The 19,354-nt window shown below is 68.4% G+C and carries 20 protein-coding genes; 13 read left to right on the forward strand and 7 right to left on the reverse strand.

What is annotated here, in order from left to right; genetic code table 11:
- Nucleotides 1–817: 817 nt before the first annotated feature.
- Nucleotides 818–1,012: a helix-turn-helix transcriptional regulator gene (locus ACWENR_RS02295; protein ID WP_244164556.1), complete on the forward strand. Its 195-nt coding sequence runs from the start codon at nucleotides 818–820 to the stop codon at nucleotides 1,010–1,012.
- A gap of 104 nt (nucleotides 1,013–1,116) precedes the next feature.
- On the opposite strand, the gene ACWENR_RS02300 is transcribed toward ACWENR_RS02295, so the two are convergent.
- Together ACWENR_RS02300 and ACWENR_RS02305 are read right to left on the reverse strand one after the other, a co-directional pair.
- Nucleotides 1,117–1,806: an HAD family hydrolase gene (locus ACWENR_RS02300; protein ID WP_452275253.1), complete on the reverse strand. Its 690-nt coding sequence runs from the start codon at nucleotides 1,804–1,806 to the stop codon at nucleotides 1,117–1,119.
- Complete coding sequence (locus tag ACWENR_RS02305) at nucleotides 1,803–2,645, reverse strand: GntR family transcriptional regulator (RefSeq protein WP_452275254.1); 843 nt, start codon at nucleotides 2,643–2,645, stop codon at nucleotides 1,803–1,805. The genes ACWENR_RS02300 and ACWENR_RS02305 overlap by 4 nt, the downstream gene beginning before the upstream one ends.
- 136 nt (nucleotides 2,646–2,781) lie before the next feature.
- Here ACWENR_RS02305 and ACWENR_RS02310 point away from each other — a divergent pair, with 136 nt between their 5' ends.
- The 9 genes from ACWENR_RS02310 (at nucleotide 2,782) to ACWENR_RS02350 (ending at nucleotide 10,397) form a co-directional block, all read left to right on the forward strand.
- On the forward strand, nucleotides 2,782–3,177 hold the full coding sequence (locus ACWENR_RS02310; protein WP_452275255.1) for a transcriptional regulator: 396 nt from the start codon (nucleotides 2,782–2,784) through the stop codon (nucleotides 3,175–3,177).
- Nucleotides 3,178–3,481: 304 nt separating this feature from the next.
- Entirely contained in the window at nucleotides 3,482–5,074 is a 1,593-nt protein-coding gene (locus tag ACWENR_RS02315; RefSeq protein ID WP_452275256.1) for an FtsK/SpoIIIE domain-containing protein, read from the forward strand.
- On the forward strand, nucleotides 5,071–5,325 hold the full coding sequence (locus tag ACWENR_RS02320) for a hypothetical protein (protein ID WP_018807974.1): 255 nt from the start codon (nucleotides 5,071–5,073) through the stop codon (nucleotides 5,323–5,325). The genes ACWENR_RS02315 and ACWENR_RS02320 overlap by 4 nt, the downstream gene beginning before the upstream one ends.
- Nucleotides 5,326–5,330: 5 nt before the next feature.
- Nucleotides 5,331–5,522, forward strand: coding sequence for a hypothetical protein (locus ACWENR_RS02325; RefSeq protein WP_452275257.1), 192 nt, complete (start codon nucleotides 5,331–5,333; stop codon nucleotides 5,520–5,522).
- A complete protein-coding gene (locus ACWENR_RS02330) occupies nucleotides 5,519–6,076 on the forward strand; it encodes a DUF2637 domain-containing protein (protein ID WP_452275258.1) in 558 nt (185 codons plus the stop codon). The genes ACWENR_RS02325 and ACWENR_RS02330 overlap by 4 nt, the downstream gene beginning before the upstream one ends.
- Nucleotides 6,073–7,827, forward strand: coding sequence for a replication initiator (locus tag ACWENR_RS02335; RefSeq protein WP_452275259.1), 1,755 nt, complete (start codon nucleotides 6,073–6,075; stop codon nucleotides 7,825–7,827). Before ACWENR_RS02330 ends, ACWENR_RS02335 begins: the two co-directional genes overlap by 4 nt.
- The gene (locus ACWENR_RS02340; RefSeq protein WP_250100979.1) at nucleotides 7,824–8,006 is read left to right on the forward strand and encodes a helix-turn-helix transcriptional regulator; all 183 of its coding nucleotides are present in this window, start codon (nucleotides 7,824–7,826) and stop codon (nucleotides 8,004–8,006) included. Before ACWENR_RS02335 ends, ACWENR_RS02340 begins: the two co-directional genes overlap by 4 nt.
- Nucleotides 8,006–9,199, forward strand: coding sequence for a tyrosine-type recombinase/integrase (locus ACWENR_RS02345; protein ID WP_452275260.1), 1,194 nt, complete (start codon nucleotides 8,006–8,008; stop codon nucleotides 9,197–9,199). The genes ACWENR_RS02340 and ACWENR_RS02345 overlap by 1 nt, the downstream gene beginning before the upstream one ends.
- 127 nt (nucleotides 9,200–9,326) lie before the next feature.
- Nucleotides 9,327–10,397: a hypothetical protein gene (locus ACWENR_RS02350; protein ID WP_452275261.1), complete on the forward strand. Its 1,071-nt coding sequence runs from the start codon at nucleotides 9,327–9,329 to the stop codon at nucleotides 10,395–10,397.
- 361 nt (nucleotides 10,398–10,758) lie between these two features.
- Here the strand turns inward: ACWENR_RS02350 and ACWENR_RS02355 are convergent, their stop codons facing one another.
- The gene (locus ACWENR_RS02355) at nucleotides 10,759–11,103 is read right to left on the reverse strand and encodes a hypothetical protein (protein WP_452275262.1); all 345 of its coding nucleotides are present in this window, start codon (nucleotides 11,101–11,103) and stop codon (nucleotides 10,759–10,761) included.
- A 330-nt stretch (nucleotides 11,104–11,433) separates the two neighbouring features.
- Here ACWENR_RS02355 and ACWENR_RS02360 point away from each other — a divergent pair, with 330 nt between their 5' ends.
- A complete protein-coding gene (locus tag ACWENR_RS02360; RefSeq protein WP_452275311.1) occupies nucleotides 11,434–11,646 on the forward strand; it encodes a hypothetical protein in 213 nt (70 codons plus the stop codon).
- A 50-nt stretch (nucleotides 11,647–11,696) separates the two neighbouring features.
- On the forward strand, nucleotides 11,697–12,050 hold the full coding sequence (locus tag ACWENR_RS02365; RefSeq protein WP_452275263.1) for a hypothetical protein: 354 nt from the start codon (nucleotides 11,697–11,699) through the stop codon (nucleotides 12,048–12,050).
- A 119-nt stretch (nucleotides 12,051–12,169) separates the two neighbouring features.
- Here ACWENR_RS02365 and ACWENR_RS02370 read toward each other — a convergent pair whose 3' ends face one another.
- The 3 genes from ACWENR_RS02370 to ACWENR_RS02380 all read right to left on the reverse strand — a co-directional run bounded on the left by ACWENR_RS02370 (nucleotide 12,170) and on the right by ACWENR_RS02380 (nucleotide 15,464).
- Entirely contained in the window at nucleotides 12,170–13,315 is a 1,146-nt protein-coding gene (locus ACWENR_RS02370; protein ID WP_452275264.1) for a winged helix DNA-binding domain-containing protein, read from the reverse strand.
- 58 nt (nucleotides 13,316–13,373) lie between these two features.
- Nucleotides 13,374–14,216, reverse strand: a complete 843-nt coding sequence (locus tag ACWENR_RS02375; protein WP_452275265.1) for an NAD(P)H-binding protein — start codon at nucleotides 14,214–14,216, stop codon at nucleotides 13,374–13,376.
- A gap of 63 nt (nucleotides 14,217–14,279) precedes the next feature.
- On the reverse strand, nucleotides 14,280–15,464 hold the full coding sequence (locus ACWENR_RS02380; RefSeq protein ID WP_452275266.1) for an epoxide hydrolase family protein: 1,185 nt from the start codon (nucleotides 15,462–15,464) through the stop codon (nucleotides 14,280–14,282).
- A 63-nt stretch (nucleotides 15,465–15,527) separates the two neighbouring features.
- Here ACWENR_RS02380 and ACWENR_RS02385 point away from each other — a divergent pair, with 63 nt between their 5' ends.
- The gene (locus ACWENR_RS02385) at nucleotides 15,528–16,505 is read left to right on the forward strand and encodes a helix-turn-helix transcriptional regulator (protein WP_452275267.1); all 978 of its coding nucleotides are present in this window, start codon (nucleotides 15,528–15,530) and stop codon (nucleotides 16,503–16,505) included.
- A gap of 401 nt (nucleotides 16,506–16,906) precedes the next feature.
- Here ACWENR_RS02385 and ACWENR_RS02390 read toward each other — a convergent pair whose 3' ends face one another.
- Entirely contained in the window at nucleotides 16,907–19,336 is a 2,430-nt protein-coding gene (locus ACWENR_RS02390; protein WP_452275268.1) for a hypothetical protein, read from the reverse strand.
- Nucleotides 19,337–19,354: the final 18 nt, after the last annotated feature.

The following is a 19,354-nucleotide window of genomic DNA, read 5'->3' on the forward strand; positions in this document are numbered from 1 at the left end:
GCTATTCAACATCGGCGCCGAGCATCCCATGCCTCGGCACCGTCTGCTACCGAATTTGCTGCGACTTCTCTCGCGATAAGCGGATGGTGACTTTCGTGCCTTAACGCTCACTGCATGTTCGCGATATGTGTCGCGCGCCGCAATTGGGCAGACTTGCTGGCTTTGCTCCCGCTTTGAGCACGTACAACTCCCTACGCGCTAAAGCATCCCCCTTTCCGTCTAGCTGGTAGCCGTCAAGCCATGCCCAGCCGCAGTAGGTCTCTAGCTGCGTGTTGATCCTGATCAAACGAAAGAAGATCGGCCGTATGAACTGTGGACCTGCCGCACGGGTCAGGTGCAGCACGTCACCGGCCTTCACGTCGGCTCTTCCTGTCTCGCCAGGCGCGTAGGGTCTCGCCGGCCTCTGTCAAGCGTGGGCATCCCTCGTCGGTGCACTGCGAGCAAGTGGCGCGGTTGTGGAAGTCCATAACGTTGCCGGCCATTAGAACGGGGAACGGCGGCTCCGGCTGCCGCTGCGGGATCGACATGGCCTACCTCTGGTTGAGGCGCGTCGTGGCGTTCCTGGAGCGCCAGAGTCCTGCCTTGGTCATCAGGGGTGGCTCTGGTGCGGGGGCGGCGGCTCGGCCAACCCATCTCTGTGGCTCCCGGCCGTACCTGGACGGGGCTGGTTCACCGGCTACGTAGTCGACAGGTTGGTCCGGGCGTTGGAACCACTTGAACCTAGTCATGCGTCAAGGGTAAGTGACTAGAGGCGGCGGTAACTAGGCGTCCATCAACTTGGCCCACGCCTAGTCGGCGTGTGCCTAGCGTCAGCGTCATGGGCAGGAAGCTGCGGTTGGTGGGTTCGGGGGAAATCCGGACCATGCTCGGTGGCGTCTCCCGGCAGCGCGTCTACCAGATCACCAACCGGCGCGACTTCCCGGAGCCTGTAGCCACGCTCCAGATGGGCAACGTCTGGCTTGCCGAAGACGTTGAGGCGTGGATTGCGGCCAAGCGTGGGGATCTGGACTAGCTCCAGGGTGGCTGGCACCGCGACACCGGGCCGGGGGTGAACTGACGACACGAGAAACGCCCCGGTGATGATCTCCCGGGGCGCTCGTGTGCGGTGTGGTGGTGCTACAGCTCGTCGACGGCGAAGGCGGTCACCAGTTCGGCCATGCTGTCGATGACGACATCAGCGGTGGCGAACCGTTCGCGCTTGCCGGGCTTGTTGGCGTACCCGATGGCGGCGACTCCGGCGGCGTGGGCGGCCTCGATGTCGCTGACCGAGTCACCCACGAGGACGCATTCCGCCGGCTCCGCGCCCAGCTCCCGCACGGCCGCCAGCACCGGGAACGGGTCCGGCTTCATCCGCTCGGGCGCTGCCTCGGGGCGGCCGATTACCGGGTGCACGTACGAGGTGAGCCGGCGGGCGCTCAGGTAGGCGTGGACGGAGCCGGCCGAGTTGTTCGACACCACGGCGACCCGGCGGCCGGTCTGATGGGCGGCGACGATCACTTCCCGGCCGTACAGGGTCGGCTCGGCGGTGCGGGCCGCGGTGACTTCCTCGCGGGTCATGGCCTCGTCGACCAGGCGGACGACGGCGGGGCGTCCAAGGGTGGCGGTGAAGCGGAGTACGGCGAGCGGGTCGCGTTCGGCCAGGATTTCGGGCGGCAGGGTGACGGCCTGGTCGACGAGCAGCCGGCGCAACTCATGGGCGACAGTCGACGCCGAGTGTTGGGCGAAGATGCTGCACACGGGGCCGTCGAAGTCGAGCAGGATCACCCGTGCGCGGTCGATCACCTTGGCCAGGTCGGCGGCGGTCACGAGGCGTACTCGCGGGCGATGGTGCCCCACATGCTGTCGAACCAGGCGCGGGCCTGCTCGACGTAGAGGGCGTCGTTGCTGGCGTCCTCGTCGCTGGGCGTGAACGGGAAGAGGATCGCGTCCTTGCCCATCGCGTCGTAAATCGCCATCGGCTTGCCGTCGACGGAGACGGTGTGCTCGACCACCGGGTAGAAGCCGAAGAAGGCTTCCTGCTCGTTGATGATGAAGAGCTTGAACAGCGGGGCGGCCCTGTGGACGCGTACCTCGGTGGTGGCGGTCTTGACCAATCCGAGGTCGGCAAGTTCCTGGACGGCGTCGGTGAGGGCGTGGATCGAGCGGTCGGTGATGCGGCGGGCTCGGGCGCGGATGCCGGGGTCGTCGGCCTGGTCCTCGGCGCGGCAGGGGATCGCCATCGGTGAGGTCATGTCGGAGATCAGGACGCGGACCCGGATCGACTCCGGGGTGAGGCGCCCGATGCGGACCTTGTCCAAGGTCTCCTGGATCGCGTTGTACATCGTCTCTCCGGAGAAGCCAGCGAAGTCGATCGTGACGTTCGTGGCCTCGAAGGCTCGTTCGATGTGGGGCCGGAGTCCGACCGGGCGTTCCGTGTTGGCGCGGACGAAGGTGCCGCTGCCCTGACGGGTGACGATAAGGCGCTCATCTTGCAGCTTCCGTAGGGCAGCCTTGATCGTCTCGCGGGCGACGCTGAACCGCTCGACGAGGTCGTGTTGGGACGGCAACTTCTCGCCCGGTGCGAACTTCCCTGTCTTGATCTCTGCGCGAAGTGTGGCCGCGATCTGTTGCGACGGCGTGCGCGGGTCGTCTGGGTCAAGAGCCATGAAGGGACGGTACCGCTGACTAGCCAGGCTAGGAAAGTTTCGACACTGTCGTTGACATGACTAGCCAAGCCGGCCTACCTTTGATCCACGCCACCTGGCTAGTCAGGACAGTCAGGTGAAGTCAGGAGGTTGAGCTATGGCTCTGCGTGGCGGTACGAGGTTCGCCGTGCGTTGTGAGGACGTGTTCCCGGCGGGGTGCGCGTTGGTGCCCGAGTCGCTGGGCGAGGTGGAGGACTACGACGAGAAGACGGGGCGACGCTCGCCCGCAAAGGACAAGCTGACCGGCCAGCGGGTGTGGCAGGTCCGGGTGATGGACCTGGACCCCGAACTCGGGAAGCGGTCCCGGGAGACGACGGTGAAGATCTCGGCTGACTACCAGCCGGTTCCGCCGACGGGGGCGCCGTTCGAGGCGGTCGAGTTCGAGGGCATGACGGTCACGCCGTACGTGTCGAACAACGGCCGGATGGCGTACTCGCTGCGTGCGACCGGGATGCGTGCCCCGGCGGGCGTGACCGGCAAGGCGGCGGCGTAGCTGCTTCGAGTGTGGGCGGGGCTGTCTGATCTTGGCGGACGGCAGCCCCGCCCTTCTCTGTCTCTTCCCCCTGCTCTGTCGAGAGAGGTAGTGACGTGTCCAAGGGTAGGCGTCGGGCTGGCAGTGGCTGGCCCCGGTGTGGTGTGTGTCAGGTCCGATTCGATCCGGTCAGCGGTGCTGACGGCCGCTGTGGTGTCTGCGTCGGGCAGCTTGTTCTTCCGTTCCCTCCGGTCCGCGACGCGTCGGGACGGTTCGTGTCTCTGCGGGGTGCCAAGTGATCGGGCGGCCTCGCGGTGAAGTGGTGATGACCTCGGCCGGGGATCTGCTCGTGATTCGGCCCAAGCGGTTCGAGCTGCCAGTCTGGGCGGCGCTGCTCTGGCTGGTGTTGCGTTGGTCCGGGCGGGTGCTCTGGTGGTGCCTACGTCACCCGGTGACCACCGTCTCGACCGTGCTGGCGTTCTGGCTGTGCGTCGAGTTCGGCTGGTCCGGCCTGGTGGTGCCGCTCGTGCTGGCGGCGGCGTTCGCTGCGGTTTGGCGCTGGCGGGATGAGTCGTCCTGGTGGACCTGGTTGGCGGGTCCGCTGCTCGGTTCGTTCCGTCGGGTGTTCGTCTACCGGCGGGTCTGGCGTGAGGCCATGACGCTGTGCGGGCTTGCCGAGACGTACGACCATCGCAAGGTTCTGCCCGAACTACTGCGGGTCCGCTCGGATCAGGCGCTCGACGTGCTGACCGTCCGCATGGTGCGGGGCCAGACGCCGGAGCAGTTCCAGAAGGCGAGTGCCCACCTGGCGTACGCCTTCGGCCGGCGGCACGCCCGGGTCTACGCGGAACGTCCCGAGGAGGCGCCGACCCGGACCGGTCGGGGTGCCTGGCTGCTTCGGCTCGTCGACCGAGTGCGGTACCGGGACCGTCCGACCGTCGTCTACCTGGCGCTGGTGCGTACCGATGCGCTGCGAACGGTGGTTCCGCCGTTTCCGGTGCCGGCGGTGCCGGACTTCACCGCGCTGCCGCTGGCCCGGCGGGAAGACCTGCGTAAATGGTCGCTTCACCTGCTCGCGACTCACGTCCTGGTCGGCGGTGCCACCCGGTCGGGGAAGGGCTCGGTGCTCTGGTCGCTCGTGCGGGTCCTCGGCGGCGGGATCGCCTCCGGGCTGGTGCGGCTCTGGGTGATCGACCCCAAGGGCGGGATGGAGTTCGCGCTTGGTCGGCCGATGTTCGCCCGGTTCGCCTGCAAGTCCTTCGAGGCCATGGCGGACCTGCTCGACGAGGCCGTGACCGTCCTGCGTGAGCGTCAGACCCGGTTGGCCGGAACGGTCCGGGTGCACACCCCGACTGAGGCTGACCCCCTGGTCGTGGTCGTCGTCGACGAGATGGCGGCGCTGACGGCGTACCTCCAAGATGTCGACCTGCGGAAGCGCATCGCGTCCTCGCTGGGGCTGTTGCTGTCGCAGGGTGCCGGCGTCGGGGTCCTGGTCGTGGCCGCGTTGCAGGACCCGCGCAAGGAGGTGCTGCCGTTCCGGGACCTGTTCCCGACCCGTATCGCGCTCGGGCTCACTGAGGCGTCGCAAGTCGACCTGGTCCTTGGCGACGGTGCCCGCAACCGGGGCGCGCTGGCTGACCAGATGCCCCGATGGGCCAAGGGCGTCGGCTACGTGATCCTCGACGGCACCCCCGGACCGATGCGGGTCCGGTTCTCGTACGTCAGCGACGACGACATCCGCGACATGGCGCGGCAGTACCCGGCGCCGGTCGACGCGTCGGACATCCTCGCCCAGGTCGGCCGGGAAACCGCCACCGAACCGGTACGCCTTCCGTTGCCCCGCAAGCCGTCCGGGCCGCTGCTGCCCGACGCGCTGCGCAACCTGCTCGACCGGGACAGCGGGGGTGAGCCGCGGTGACCGCCACCCCGAATGGCCGCCGGTTCTACCGGCTCCGTACCCCCGAACCGACTACTGCCGTCTCCGTCCGGGTCGACCCCGAACGGCCCGACCCGTACCCGGTCTATCTGGCGGTCGGTGCGGGTCGGCGGCGGATGTCCCTGACCCCCGACGAGGCGTGGGCGCTGTGGCGCTGCCTCTCCGAAGCGGTCGCCGCGCTCGGCACCCCTCCCGACTACATCCGCACCGACATCCGACCGGCCCGGAGGTAACCGCCGTGACCCCCCTCATCCGCCTGACCAACCACCTCCGGCGTCCGCTTCACATCCAGCTCGTCGGGCCGGCCGACCAGACCGCCGCCGCGTTGCGCGGGCTCGCCCACTTCATCAACCGTCGCCGCGACCTGGACGGCCGGCGCATCCGGATCGACGTGACCATCCGCGAGAAGGCGAAGGGGGAACAGCGATGAGCCAACGAACCGAATCCGCCGTACGCCTGGTGATCCTGCTTGCCATCGGCACCATGGCCGGCGCTGCCGCCTTCACCCACGTTCACGACCTGTCCGTGGCCCACGGCCAACCGCATTGGATCGGCTGGGCCAACGCCGTAGCGGTCGAACTGATGGCCATCTACCTCGGCCTGGAGATCCGCGCCCGGCGGCGTGCCGGTCGCCCCGTCGGCCTGGTCGGCTCGCTGCTGGTGGCGTTCGCGCTCCTGTCGCTCGCGGCCCAGGTCGCGGAAGCCGAACCGTCGGTGTGGGGCTGGATCGTGGCGGCGGTGCCGTCGCTGGCCTTCCTCGCCCTGGTGAAGGTCGTCCTGTCGAACGCACCCGTCACCCCACCGGCTGTCGAGCCGGACCAGCCGACCGCGTACCAGTACGAGGAACCAGAGCAGACCACCGAGGTCGAACCAGTTCGCCCGGTCGACCCGAATCCGGCCGTTGTCCCCGCCCCGGCGGCGATCCTGCCTCCGCGTGGCGTCGTCCAGTCCAACCGGCCGCACGTCGTCGGGATCATTCGATGACTGCGCCGACTCTGCCCGGCCTCGTGCCGGCCGCCCCGACTCCGGTTGCTCCTCGGCCGGGGTCGCGGGCGGCCCGCATGGCGCTTCCTCGCTCGGTCGACGTGCTGAAGGAGATCGCGGCCGAATACGGGGTCTGCGTCCGACCGCTCGCCATGCGGCGCACGGATCTCGACACCGGCCGTACCGAGGTCATCGACCTGCCCTGCGGCGCGACGCGGGAGGACAAGTGCGCGCCGTGTGCCAAGAAGAACCGGCGGCTGCGGCAGGCCCAGATCCGCGAGGGATGGCACCGGGACGACGAGCCGCTACCGCCCCCCGAACCCGCGACCGAGGAACAGAAGGCGCTGATCCTGCTGCGCGGGCACCTGGAGTTCTCCCGTGACGAGGCTTCTCGGGCGTGCCAGTGGGACCAGGTCTCCGACCTAAACGAGGCGATCTCGGAGGTGGAAGAGGCGATTACCGCCGAAGGTCTGCGCGGCCGGGTCGCGCCGCCGCACTCGACCGGCGACGAGGACCAGGGCGACGAGGACAACGGCCGGCGCCGGAAGCGGTCGACCAAGCGGCGCCAGGATGCCCCGGATCTGCCTCGGCGCAAGGTCGAGCGGCGCACGGTCGGCAAGACGTACACCGCTCCGGACGGGTCGACCTACCGGCCGTCGATGTGGCTGACGCTGACGCTCGACTCGTACGGGCCGGTCCGCCCGGATGGCACCCCGGTCAATCCCGACCGGTACGACTACCGGCGGGCCGCCTGGGATGCGGTGCACTTCCCCCGGCTGCTCGATCGGTTCTGGCAGAACCTGCGGCGGTGTGAGGGCTGGAACGTCCAGTACGCGGGCTGCGTCGAGCCTCAGCGCCGTCTCGCCCCACACGCTCACTTCGCCATTCGGGGGACCATCCCTCGGGACATCCTGCGCACCGTTGCGGCGGCGACGTACCACCAGGTGTGGTGGCCCTCGGTCGACGTCCAGCGGTACACCGCCGATCGGCCGCCGGTATGGGACGAGGACGCCTCGACGTGGGTCGACCCGGACACCCGCCAGCCGTTGACCAGATGGACGGAAGCGCTCGACGCGATCGACGAGGACCCGGACGCGGAACCGGTGCACGTGGTCCGCTTCGGCGCCCAGGTCGACGCGCGCGGCGTCATGCCCGGCACCGAGGACGCGGAACGCACCATCAGGTACGTCACGAAGTACATCACCAAGCACACCGGCGACTGCCACAAGATCACGAGTGGCCGGCAGCGTGCCCACCTCGACCGGCTGTGGCAGGAACTGCGCGTCACGCCGTGCACCGACCGATGCGCGAACTGGCTGCTCTACGGCGTCCAGCCGCGCAAGGCGAACGCGAAGCTCAAGCCGGGCCGATGCAAGGGCAAGGTCCACCAGCGGGACACCCTCGGCATCGGCGGCCGGCGCATCCTCATCTCCCGTGACTGGTCGGGCAAGACGCTGACCGACCACAAGCACGACGTACGGGCCTGGGTGCGGGCACTGCTCGGCGTGACTGTCGGCCTGGATGGCGTCGACGACCAGGGCGCCAACGTCGAACCGGTCCGACACGCCTGGGAACTCGCCCGGCCCGACGATCCCGACGTTCCTGCCATGGCGCACCGCCTCCTGCGGTCAATCAGCGAACGCGCCCGCTGGCGCTCCGAGCTGCTTGCCGCTAAGGACCGGGCCGCACAGCCGCCGTCGAGCACATCACCGGACGGATCGACGCACGACACGGGGGAGGGGCAGCAATGAAGACGGTCGACGAGCTGTGGACGATCCGGGACGTGTCGGCGTACCTGCGGGTGCCCGCTGAGACGCTGTACCGCTGGCGCAAGGTCAAGTACGGTCCGCCGGCGGCTCGGGTCGGTCGACACCTGCGGTATGAGCCGGATTCGGTCCGGGCGTGGGTACGTGAGCAGGCGGCGGCCTGATGGGACACGTAGAAGATCGCTGGTACAAGGTGATCCGGCACCCCGGCGGCCGAAAGGAGCGGATCAAGTCGGATCTGTTCGGCAAGGGGATGCGCTACCGGGTCCGGTACATCGGCCCGGACGGCCGGGAACGTAGCCAGTCCTTCCCGGACCGGGCCAAGCGCGACGCTGACGCCTTCCTCGTCTCCACCGAGACGGACAAGCTCCGGGGCTCGTACGTCGACCCGTCCGCCGGCCGGATCACCTTCGCCGAGTACGCCGAGAGTTGGTTGCGTACGCGCTCCTTCGATGAGTCGACCCGGGAGAGCACGGAGTTCCGGGTACGGAAGCACCTGCTGCCGTTCTTCGGCTCTCGGCAACTGGCCTCGATCAAGCCGGGGCACATCCGGGAGTGGGATGCCGGGATGGTCGGCAAGCTGGCCCCAGCGACCCGGGCCGTCGTCTTCGCGCACCTGCGGACCATCCTTAGCGCGGCCGTTGATGACGAGCGCATCGCCAAGAACCCCTGCTCGGCCGCCTCCGTCAAGCCGCCCCGACCGGTACAACGTCGCGTCGTTCCGTGGCGGGCCGACGAGGTTTCGGCAATCCGCGGTGGCCTCTCTGAGCGGTACCGCCCGATGGTCGACCTGGGCGCCGGCTGTGGGATGCGGCAGGGTGAGATCTTCGGGCTCGGCGTCGATGACGTCGACTTCGCGTCGGGCTGGGTCCACGTCGTTCGGCAAGTCAAGGTGGTCCGCTCCCGGCTGGTCTTCGGCCTGCCCAAGAACGATCGGGACCGCCGCGTACCGCTGCCCGACTCGGTGGCTCAGTCGCTCAAAGAGCACGCCGACAAGTACCCTCCGCTGTCGATCACTCTGCCGTGGGAAGACCCGTTCAGCGACGAGCGGGAGACGGTGCCACTGATCTTCACCACCACCCGGCGGGGTGCGATCAAGCGGGCCACCTTCGACGGGAAGAGCTGGCGTCCTGCGGTCGAGGCGGCCGGCATCGTCCCGACGCGGACTACCGGGATGCACGCGCTGCGCCACTTCTACGCTTCCGCGCTTCTCGACGCGGGGGAGAGTATCAAGGCCCTTGCCTCGTACCTAGGGCATTCCGACCCCGGCTTCACGCTGCGGGTCTACACCCACCTGATGCCGGCCAGCGAGGAACGGACCCGCCGTGCCATTGATGATCTTTGGCCATGGCAATAATGAACTTCTGCACTCCCCGTGTCGTCTTTTTGACAGGCAAGAATGTCCCATAAAGTTCCTAAAGGATAAGTTTTGAGCGTATGAAGAGGGTGGTCGTGTCTGCCTACGACAAATACTGTCATTTACAGTGGTGGACGTGGCCGGATCTCTAACCGTTGGTGTGCAGCCAGTTCATATTTATCAGCGCAGGTTCGATTCACAGGACCTGGCCATTGCCCTCCGAAATTCTCACCTATACTTGATCTCGCGTCGCCCTCGGGTGCGCCTAGATCCTGCGACCGCCGCTTGGAAACCTTATGGTGCCAAAGTGATGGCTTATGGTCGTCGTGAGGGTTCGGAGTCGGTGTGGCGGGAGAAAATCGTTCTTTATCCGCCGCCGGGAGGTGACCCCATCCAGGACTTCCGTGTGCATGCCGATGGGAGCTACTTTTCGCTGCGGGTTGCAGATCAAGTGATACACGGTGACGCATGGGCCCTCGCCAGTTTCCACTCGAATGCGGCAGAGCACATCGCCGGGCAGGAGGTGGTATACGTCGGCAAGGCGTACGGCCGGGAAGGCTCAAGCAATGTCTGGGAGCGGACGCAGAAGCACGTGAAGCTGCAAAGGATATACGAAGACCACCTAGCTGAGGGGTGGGACATATTCCTTACTCCGCTGGAGGTCGAGTATATACAGATGGGGTCAGATGATCATATCAATGATCTCGATGATGGCCCCGATATGCTGGGCGGTTACTATGGCGTCTACATTGATCGCGAAACCAGTAGAATTCTAGCGCCCACCATTGACCTTGCCGAGCATGCCTTAATTTCATATTTCGTTCCTCACTACAATGAGAATCTGCTAGAGTGGTGCGCAGCTGAGCCCACCAAAGATATGCGCTTGATGCGCTCAGGTGGGTTCAGGCTATTGCAGATTCATTTCAACGGATGGAATGGCCTCTCGCGGTTCTACTCGCGGCAGGAGCCTGCCAGGGTTCGGAGTCACCTGATATCGCACGATATTCCCCCTCGGCCCAGCAGATTGGTTCGTCGAGGGATAGGGGCCGAAGACCTTGACAATTGGCGTGCGAGAGCGAGCCTGGTGCCGCACGGCCATGCACTATTTGCGGGTCATGCCGAGCGGGCCGGTGTCATTCTTCGGGCTTTCGGCAAAGCTGCGCCGGATGTGCGCCGCCCGCCCGAAGTCGTCTTCTGACCAGATGGTTGAGGGCTTCGCACCCGGCTCTTTTGCCCTACTCGGCGTACGACCCCAGAGTTTCCCCGGCGGCCGGGTGCAGAAGACAAGTGACTGCGACGGCCTGGCGACGGCCTACAGCGGTTGTCGCCAGGCTCCGTCCATGGTCAGCAGGGGTGTCGCAGCCATAATCCGGCGTACAGGTCGACTCGTCCGTCGCCCACCAGCTCAGAGGCCTGATCATGGCTCTGAGCTGGTTCTATGTTCGGGTGTCGACGGTCGTTCTGGTCAACATTGGCCGGCGTTTGACGCCCTAGGGACGCCCTGACGCCCTGGAGATGCCCTGATCTTGGCGGTGTAGCGGCCTGGAAATCGGCGGGCGCTAAGCGATGACCTGATAGCGGGCAAGCATCGACATGATGGTTTCGATGCGGGCTGCCAATAGCTGGTTGGGCGCGTCGTGGACCTGAACCATCGTGACGATGGAACCGGGGTCGTTCGCCAGCTCTAGACGGAGCGTGGTGGTCCCGACGAGTGGATAGTCGTACCACCCGTGTGGGTCTTCGGCGTCGGTCCCGCGCAGCCCTGCGTCGATGGCGTCCCAGTCCCAGTTGTCGGCCTCGTAATCGATCAGGGCTGCCAGTGACTCGACCAGTGGGCGGACGTTCGCGGTGAGGACCCAACTGCCGGTGCTCGCAGATTGACTAGCCTCGACGCTGTCGGTCATGCGCGTCAGGGTAAGGCGGGAAGGCCATTGGGCGCCTGACCCATCCGAACGGTCGGCCGGAGCGAGTCAAGACGGAACTGTTCGGCAAGGGGCTGCGCTACCGCGTGCGCTACATCGGGCCAGACGGCAGGGAACGCAAGAAGTCCTTCCCAGACCGGGCCAAGCGTGATGCTGAGGCGTTTCTTGTCTCGACCGAGACGGACAAGCTCCGTGGCTCCTACGTCGAACCGCTCGCCGGCCGGATGACCTTCGCCGAGTACGCCGGAACCTGGCTCCGCACGCGCTCACGAGTCGACCCGGGAGAGCACGGAGTTCCGGGTCCGGAAGCACCTGCTGCCGTTCTTCGGCTCTCGGCAACTGGCCTCGATCAAGCCGGGCCACATGCCTCGTCGCTGCTTGACGCGGGGGAGAGCAGCAAGGCCCTTGCGTCGTTGCCTCGGGCACGCCGACTCCGGGTTCACGCTCCGGGTCTACACGCATCCGATGCCGGCCAGCGAGGAACGCACCCGACGCGCCATTGATGATCTGTTCGCGGCATCGTAGAGACCGAACGCGCCGCACCCGGGATACTTCGACAGGCAGGATGCGAGCAGATGGACCGACACGCCCTCCGACCTGGTGACCACGTTGATCTTTCCTGCGAAGCGGTCGAGTGGGTGGACCGGGCCTTCTTCCCGGCCGTGGTCCGGGTCGTGTTCACCGATGCGCAGGGCCGCGCATGGTCGCTCGTCGACAAGGCGCCGATCTTCGGTGTCGACCTTGATCCCGAATCACTGTTGCCGAGGCCGGCTGTGGTGCGGTGCATCGTCAAGGAGTTCCGGGATGAGTCCGATGCCTCGCCGGTATCGCTGGTCCTGGTGTCGACGGAGCCCGACGGCGTAGCTGCTGAGGACGGAACGGCCGCCTTCCTCGTGTCCTCGGACCTCTTAGGTCCGGCGGCCAAATAGTGGCGTTGCGATCGTGCAGTTGTAGCTGAGCGGCCATCGTCGAGGCTCTCTGAAGTTCGCCAGACGCACTGGCGGCGCCCTGAGCGGGTACCTGGAAGGCGCGCATGAGCACGGCTTGATCAGTGCTGATCGGTTTCCTCGCCGGTCACCTTGTCCTCGGAGCCGACGGACGGGGCCGTGCCGTCGCGGAGGTCGTGGGCGGCGCCGGGCGCGGCGAACTCCAGCAGTCGGGCGCCTTCGGCCTCGACCTCGGCACGCTCGGTGGCGGTCAGCGGCCGGAACGGGTCGATCTCCAAAGTCGCTGACGCCTTGCCCGGATGGAGCTTCCAGGCGCCCGTCACCTGCCCATCCACCAGGAAGGTGGCGCGCATCCCGTTGCGCGTCATGACCCGTTTGCGGGCCTCCTCTGAGATCACGCGGGTGCGGTCGGTGTGGGAGGCCAGGAGGTTGTCGTATTCGGGCAGGAAGCGAACCGGAGCGCAGGCGTCGGCGTCGGGGCGTGGCGCATCAGGCAGGTCGAACAGCTCCACCCCGTGCTCGTCACGGAAGACCGCCAGCCGCGGCCGCAGCCTCTCCAGGACGGGACGCAGCCGGGTTCGGCCGGCCCACGTCTGCACGTCGGTGACCGAGGCCGGGCCGAACGCGGCGAGGTAGCGCAGCACGATCTGTTCAGAGTCGGCGGCGGGGGCGGGCTCGGCTCCGGTCCAGCCGGCCGCCGTCGCGTACCGGGTGGTGCCGCCGACGCCCCAGATGGCGCGTGGCGGCACCTGGACCAGCGGCACCAGGTTCCGCACTACGGTGGCGAGCGCGCGGGGCTCGCGATCGGGCCATCGCTGGTGCAGCGCCGCCCCGAGCTCCTTGGGGGTGAGGTGTCGTGTGCCGAGCAGCGCCCGGCCGGACTCCGCCACGGTCGCACGGTCCAGACCGGTGAGGGTCGTCTTGAATGCGGTGTCCAGCTCACGGTCGAGCGCGGGCTGCGCCCATGGCCGCAACGAGCGGTAGTCCGCCGTGGTGACCAGGTGGACGGTGCTGCGCATCAGCGCGACCCGCACCAGGCGGCGCTCGGTCAGCGCGTCGGCCAGGTCGGCGGTGCCGAACTTCCGCAATCTGCTCCAGAGCCCGAAGTAGGGCGCGTACGGTGCCTGCGCCTGCATGCCGACCAGCCGGGTGACCGCCTCCTCGACGGTCGCGTCGGCCCGTTCCAGCAGCCACTGACGGGCCAGCAGGGCTCGCCCCAACTCCCGTCGCCCCAGCACCTGTGCCACCGTGCCGTCCTTCCCGTCCACACGGCAGGGGCGGCGGATGCCGCCCCTGCCTCGTTGATCAGCCGCCGAAGTCGGCCCGGTGATCCGCGGCCCACTCGGCGTAGGTGCGCGCGGGGTGCCCGGTGATCTGCTCGATGACGTCGTTGACCGGCGCGGGCTTGCCGATCGCCTGCGCCATGAGAGCGAACAGCGCCGCCAGGAACTCGGGGTCCATGAACTGGCTCATCTGCTCCAGCACGGGCTCCGGGTCGAGGTCCTCGACGGTGAGCGGGCGCCCCAACGTCTCGCCGAGGACGCGGACCTGCTGCGCCTGGGTCAGCGACTCGGGGCCGGTCAAATCGTAGGCCCGCCCCGCGTGCCCGCCGCCGGTCAGGATCCGCGCGGCCACCTCGGCGACGTCCCGCTCGTGCACGGCGCTGAACGCGGCTTCGGTGTACGGCGCGCGGATGACGTCACCGCCCTGGAGCTGCATCGCGAACGTCAACGAGTTGATGGCGGGGAAGAGCAGCCGCAGGAACGTCCACTCGATCCCGGACGCCTCGATGGCCCGCTCGACATCGCGGTGGTACTGGGCGATCACGTCGGGCTGCCGCTCGGCGCCCGGGACGACCGCCCCCGAGGACAGGAACACCAGCCGCCGCACCCCGGCCTGGCCCGCGGCCGCCAGCAGCGGAGCGACATCCATCCCGTACTGCAGAACCAGGAAGGCGGCTTCGACGCCGGCCAGCGCCGCCGGCAGCGTCTCGGGCTTGGTCAGATCGCCCTGGACGACGTCGACTTCCGCCGGGAGCCCGGCCTGTTCCGGGGTACGGGTCAGCGCCCGCACCGGGGCGCCCGCGGCGACCAGCTCCTCTACGGTCTGACGTCCAAAGTGAGCCGTGGCACCGATGACGAGATACATGAGGGTTTCCCTTCGTGTGAAGACTGGGGGGTCTGATGGGGTCCGCCGACAACCGGCGGCGGATCAGCGAACCTTGCGGAAGAACTGCTGGATGTCGTGGACGAGCAGATCGGGCGCGTCGTGGGCGGCGAAGTGGCTGCCCCGGTCGTAGACGTTCCAGGAGACGATGTTTTCGTGGTCGCGGTCGGCGAACGTCCGGATGGACTGGTAGTCCCAGGCGAAGTTGGCCAGGCCGAGGGGCACGGTGGTCGGTTTCGGCACGGTGGTGCCCCGGCCGTTCGACTTCTGCTGTACGGGGGCCGCCGCCGCGTCCTCGTAGTAGAACCGGGCGGCTGAGGCGGCCGTGTTGGTCAGCCAGTAGATCATCACGTTGGTGAGCACGAAGTCCGGGTCGAGCGACGCGCCGAGCAGCTGCGCGTGCCAACCGAGCAGACCGGCCGGGGAGTCGGCCAGGGCGTGCGCCAGGTTCTGCGGCTCGGTGGACTGGAGCTTGTCGTAGGCGCCCCGGTTGGTGGTGAACCACTCGGCGAACGCGAGCTTGCCGCGCTCCTCCTCGGAGAGGCCGGCCAGCTCGGCGGGGTCGCCCGACGGGAACGAGAAGACCTGCGTCACGTGCACGCCGCAGACGTGCTCGGGGTCGACCCGGCCCACCTCGGGCGAGATCAGCGACCCGCCGTCGTTGCCGACCGCGCCGTACCGGTCGTACCCGAGCCGGCGCATCAGCTCGGCCCAGGCCCGGGCCACCCGGTACCGGTCCCAGCCACGCTCCCGGGTCGGCCCGGAGAAGCCGAAGCCCGGCACCGACGGAATGACGAGGTGGAACGCGTCCGCCGGGTCGCCGCCGTGGGCCCGCGGGTCGGTGAGCGGGCCGATCACGTCCAGCCACTCGACCACCGTGGTCGGCCAGCCGTGGGTCAGGATCAGCGGCGTCGCGTCCGGCTCCGGCGACCGCACGTGCAGGAAGTGGACGTTCTGGCCGTCGATCTCCGTCGTGAACTGCGGGTACGCATTCAACTTTGTTTCCCAGGCCCGCCAGTCGTACCCGGTGCGCCACCGCTCGACCAGCTGCTTGACGTAGCCCACCGGTACGCCGTACTCCCAACCGGGCGGCACCGGGCCGGCCGGCGCCGACTCGTCCGCGGGCAGTTCCTCCGCCCATCGGGTCCGGGCCAGCCGCTGCTGGAGATCGTCGAGCTCGGACTGGGGGATGTCGATCCGGAACGGGGCGATCGTGCTGTCGTTCGTCATGGTCATCAGCGTACGATCCGTTTAGGCAAGGTCCGTTCCTAATGAACTGGCAGACTCCGAAGAATGTTGGAAACCTCGGCGCGGCTGCTGCGCCTGCTCTCGCTACTCCAGACGCCCCGCGAGTGGACCGGCGCCGAACTGGCCGAGCGGCTGACGGTCAGCACCCGCACCGTCCGCAACGACGTGGACCGCCTGCGAAACCTCGGCTACCCGGTGCACGGCACCCGAGGCGCGGTAGGCGGCTACCGACTCGGCGCCGGCGCCGCATTGCCGCCCCTGTTGCTCGACGACGAGGAGGCGGTCGCGGTGGCGATCGGGCTCCGCACCGCCGCCGGGGGCACCATCACCGGGGTCGAGGAAACCTCGCTGCGCGCACTGGCCAAGCTGGAGCAGGTGCTGCCAGCCCGCCTCCGGCGTCGCGTCGACGCCCTCAAGCAGTACGCCGTAGCGGTGCCCCGGGACGACCTGGGCCCGCGGGTGGACGCCGACACGCTGAGCGCCCTCGCCGCCGCCTGCCGGGACCACGAGCGCCTGCGATTCGACTACCGAAGCCACGACGGCTCCGAGAGTCGGCGCGAGGTGGAACCGTACCGGCTGGTCAACTGGGGACGACGGTGGTACCTCGTCGGGTTCGACGTCGAGCGGGCTGACTGGCGGACGTTCCGGGTGGACCGGCTCCACCCACGCACCCCAACAGGTCCCAGATTCACCCCCCGAGATCTTCCCGAGGAAGCCGTCGACCAGGTACGCCGGGGCGTGTCGTCGGCCGCCTGGCGGTACCGGGCCCAGGTCGTCGTACACGCACCGGCCGAACAGCTCATCGAGCAAATCAACGCCGCCATCGGCACCGTCACCCCGGTCGACGACACCCACTGTCTGCTGGACACCGGCGCGGACAGCATCGAGGCGCTCGCCGTCCACCTCGGCCTGCTCGGCGTCGACTTCACCGTGACGGAACCCGCGGAACTCGTCGAACTCGTGCGTGCGCTCGCCGGCCGCTACCACCGCGCCACCGCCGAATCGCGTCCGCAGGACACCTAGGCCAGGGCCGCCTCGGACCGCCCGGCGCGACCCATCTTCACCATCAAGGTCGCACGGATTACCGCAGACCGACAGGACGATCCGCACACCCGAGGCATGCACTCTTCTCGGCAGATCCGCGCACTGCCATGCGCCAGCACCAGCAGTCTTGGCCCTCACGCACCGTTACTTGACTCTCGGCGAGACCGGCCCGTGGTGGGGCCCGTTATGGCCGTCCCGGTGGAGCCCACGGCAGCGAGCAGAAAATGGTGGCGGCCCGGTTGCCCAGGGCACTGGTGGAGTGCACCTATTCGATTCCTGCGCTATTCCCTGATCATGAGCGCGGCGTGGGGCTGCAAGATCCGGATCGCGGCCGCAGGTGGGTGCCTGTGCGGGTGGAGTCCCTGACCGACGATCAGGGCTCAGGCGGTGAGGCGGTCGTTGCTGGCGAGCCGTCGGCTGGCCAGGATGCTCGCGGTGATGGTGGCGAGGTAGAACGCGGCGGTGATCATCAGGAGCCAGGTCCACGGGATGGACAGGGTGAAGCCTCGGAGCTTGACGGCGGTGATGATGACTGGCGGCACGGCGATGAGCGCGGCGAGTGCGGTGCTGACCAGGATGACGAGGCCGTTCTGGATGAGCAGGACGTGCCGGGCCCATCGCGGGGACAGGCCGATGGCGATGAGCCGGCCGAGGTAGCTGCGCAGTGTGATCACTTGGCTGCGGGCGACGGCCATGGTCGTGGCCAGGACGATCGCGGCGAGGCCAAGGACGGCGGTGTAGTAGGCCGGGGGGACCTTGATGGGTTCGGGTGGCTGGTAGATGCCGACTTGCAGCGGGTCGAGTCCGTTGTCGATGGCGGCTTGCTCGGCGGCGGTTGCCTGGTCGTCGCTGACGTCGGTGAACACGACCGCGGCTGGGGTGATGGTGAGGTTGAGACGCTGGGCGGTCGCGCTGAGCAGCAGGCCGCTGACGCCGGCGGTCCATGCTGGTTCGAAGGTGGTGCGGATCGCGGGCAGGGCGGGGCTGGTGGCTGTCACCCGGTCGCTGGCCAGGTCGTGTGTGAGTAGCGGCCGCTGGGTGGGTCCGTCATCCCAGACGAGCAGGCCGCCGCGGTGCAGTGTCTGGAGTTGCTGGTCGGTGAGCGGGTGGTTGTTCAGCCGGCTGGCCTGTTCGGGGGTGTCGACTATGAGGACGGCGCCGATGCCGGCGTCCTTGACCGTGACGTGCACCTTGTCGGTCGTCAGGTATCCGGTCTTCACGGGTGGTGCGGCGGAGGTGAGCCGGGCCGAGACGGCGGTGACCACCTCGGGAGAGGGAGGTTGCATGGCCCCACCGGGTCCTGAGAGGACCACTTGGTGTGGCGCGACGGTGGAGACGACGTCGTCCTGCGCGGTCGTGATCAGGGTGGCGAGCAGCGTCATCATGCCCAGCGGGGCGCCGAGGGCGGCGGTGAGGACGGCGACGGCGGCGACGGCTCGGGTGCGGTCATTGTGCAGCTGCTGGCGGCCCAGGCGGGTGCGAGGTTCGGTGATGGGCAGCAGGCGGATCGCCGTGCCGACCACTTCGGGGGTGAACAGCAGGACCGCCGCGGCGAGGGTCGCCGTCAGCACCATGGCCTTCGGAACAGTGTCGAGCATGCCGATCTGGATGATGATCGCGATGCCCGCGATGACGGCGGCGACGCGGCGAACGGCCCTGCCGTTGATGCGCTGACGACGGTCCTCGGGTGCCTGTCGGGCCGGCGCGGCCCCGGCCGCTGGTGCTGGCACGGATCGGGGGTGGGCCAGGTGCAGGAGGAGCGCCGCGACCAGGCACGCCACGGCGGTGACCGCGAGCAGCCGCCCGGCCGGTGCGAGCAGGTCCGGCCATGGGGAGATCGGTCCGGGAAGGAATCGGTCTACCACCGGCCGGGCGACGGCGCCGAGGCCAACGCCGGTGAGGATGCCAGCGGCAGCCGCGGCCAGGGTCCACACCGTTGTCGCGGCGGCGACACCCGCGGTGGCGGTGGTTCTGTTCATCCCGACCGACGTCATGATCGCCATGCTGCGGCGGAAGCGGCGGGCGTTGAGGCCGAAGACGGTGAGCACCGTCAGCAGCGGTAGTGCCAGCGATGGGATGTCGTAGGCGATCGGGAGCCGGTCGGTCCACGACCGGCGGGGTTTCGTCAGCTCGTGTGCCCGGGTCCGCACCGCGGCGGCGAGTTCTTTCTCGACGGCGCCGGGTGATGCCTTGGGCAGGTCACCGGCGACGACGGCGGTCACCGACGTGATCATCCGCTGCTGGTCGCCGCCGTTCCAGTGCACTGTCGCGGTGGCCAGGACGGTGGAGAAGTTGCGGGCGGTCGCGTCGCTCAGCGACGCCCAGGTGCCGTTCGCGGCGAGGATGCGCGGTGTGGCACCGAACAGGTCCCGGGCGACGCCGACGACGCGCAGTCGGTCGTTGCCAGAGAACACGGTGAACGACTCGACCGGCCCGAGGACCCGCCGCAGCGCGTCGGTCACCAGAACCTCGCCGGGTTGGCTGGGCCACCGCCCTTCCCGCAGCTGGTAGCGGCGAGGAAACGGGTCAGCCGGCCAGGGGGCCTCGGTGTAGAGGGTGAACGGCGGCCGGGCCATGTCGGGGCGCACGTCGAACGAGGCCAGCGTCACCACCGCCTCCGATGCCCCGCCGCCTCGGGCCGCCCCTGCCAACTGCTGGACCACCTGGGCGTCACCCGGCCGGATCCGGGTGACGTCGGTCAGATCCATCTGCGAATCGAAACGCCCGAGATCGCGGTCGGTGACCTGCCGTGGGGACAGCGTGAACGCGTTCAGCGTGACGAACACCGCGACCAGCAGTGCGGCCGTCACCGCGACCAAGAACGTGGA

It is taken from the genome of Micromonospora sp. NPDC004336 (genome assembly GCF_053602615.1).

What these genes read in the sequence shown, in the direction of transcription:
- ACWENR_RS02380 (WP_452275266.1), bottom strand. Translation starts at nt 15,464, where the DNA reads ATGACGAACGACAGCACGATCGCCCCGTTCCGGATCGACATCCCCCAG.
- ACWENR_RS02330 (WP_452275258.1), top strand. Translation starts at nt 5,519, where the DNA reads ATGAGCCAACGAACCGAATCCGCCGTACGCCTGGTGATCCTGCTTGCC.
- ACWENR_RS02315 (WP_452275256.1), top strand. Translation starts at nt 3,482, where the DNA reads ATGACCTCGGCCGGGGATCTGCTCGTGATTCGGCCCAAGCGGTTCGAG.
- ACWENR_RS02305 (WP_452275254.1), bottom strand. Translation starts at nt 2,645, where the DNA reads ATGGCTCTTGACCCAGACGACCCGCGCACGCCGTCGCAACAGATCGCG.
- ACWENR_RS02295 (WP_244164556.1), top strand. Translation starts at nt 818, where the DNA reads ATGGGCAGGAAGCTGCGGTTGGTGGGTTCGGGGGAAATCCGGACCATG.
- ACWENR_RS02345 (WP_452275260.1), top strand. Translation starts at nt 8,006, where the DNA reads ATGGGACACGTAGAAGATCGCTGGTACAAGGTGATCCGGCACCCCGGC.
- ACWENR_RS02340 (WP_250100979.1), top strand. Translation starts at nt 7,824, where the DNA reads ATGAAGACGGTCGACGAGCTGTGGACGATCCGGGACGTGTCGGCGTAC.
- ACWENR_RS02335 (WP_452275259.1), top strand. Translation starts at nt 6,073, where the DNA reads ATGACTGCGCCGACTCTGCCCGGCCTCGTGCCGGCCGCCCCGACTCCG.
- ACWENR_RS02355 (WP_452275262.1), bottom strand. Translation starts at nt 11,103, where the DNA reads ATGACCGACAGCGTCGAGGCTAGTCAATCTGCGAGCACCGGCAGTTGG.
- ACWENR_RS02375 (WP_452275265.1), bottom strand. Translation starts at nt 14,216, where the DNA reads ATGTATCTCGTCATCGGTGCCACGGCTCACTTTGGACGTCAGACCGTA.
- ACWENR_RS02365 (WP_452275263.1), top strand. Translation starts at nt 11,697, where the DNA reads ATGGACCGACACGCCCTCCGACCTGGTGACCACGTTGATCTTTCCTGC.
- ACWENR_RS02385 (WP_452275267.1), top strand. Translation starts at nt 15,528, where the DNA reads ATGTTGGAAACCTCGGCGCGGCTGCTGCGCCTGCTCTCGCTACTCCAG.
- ACWENR_RS02310 (WP_452275255.1), top strand. Translation starts at nt 2,782, where the DNA reads ATGGCTCTGCGTGGCGGTACGAGGTTCGCCGTGCGTTGTGAGGACGTG.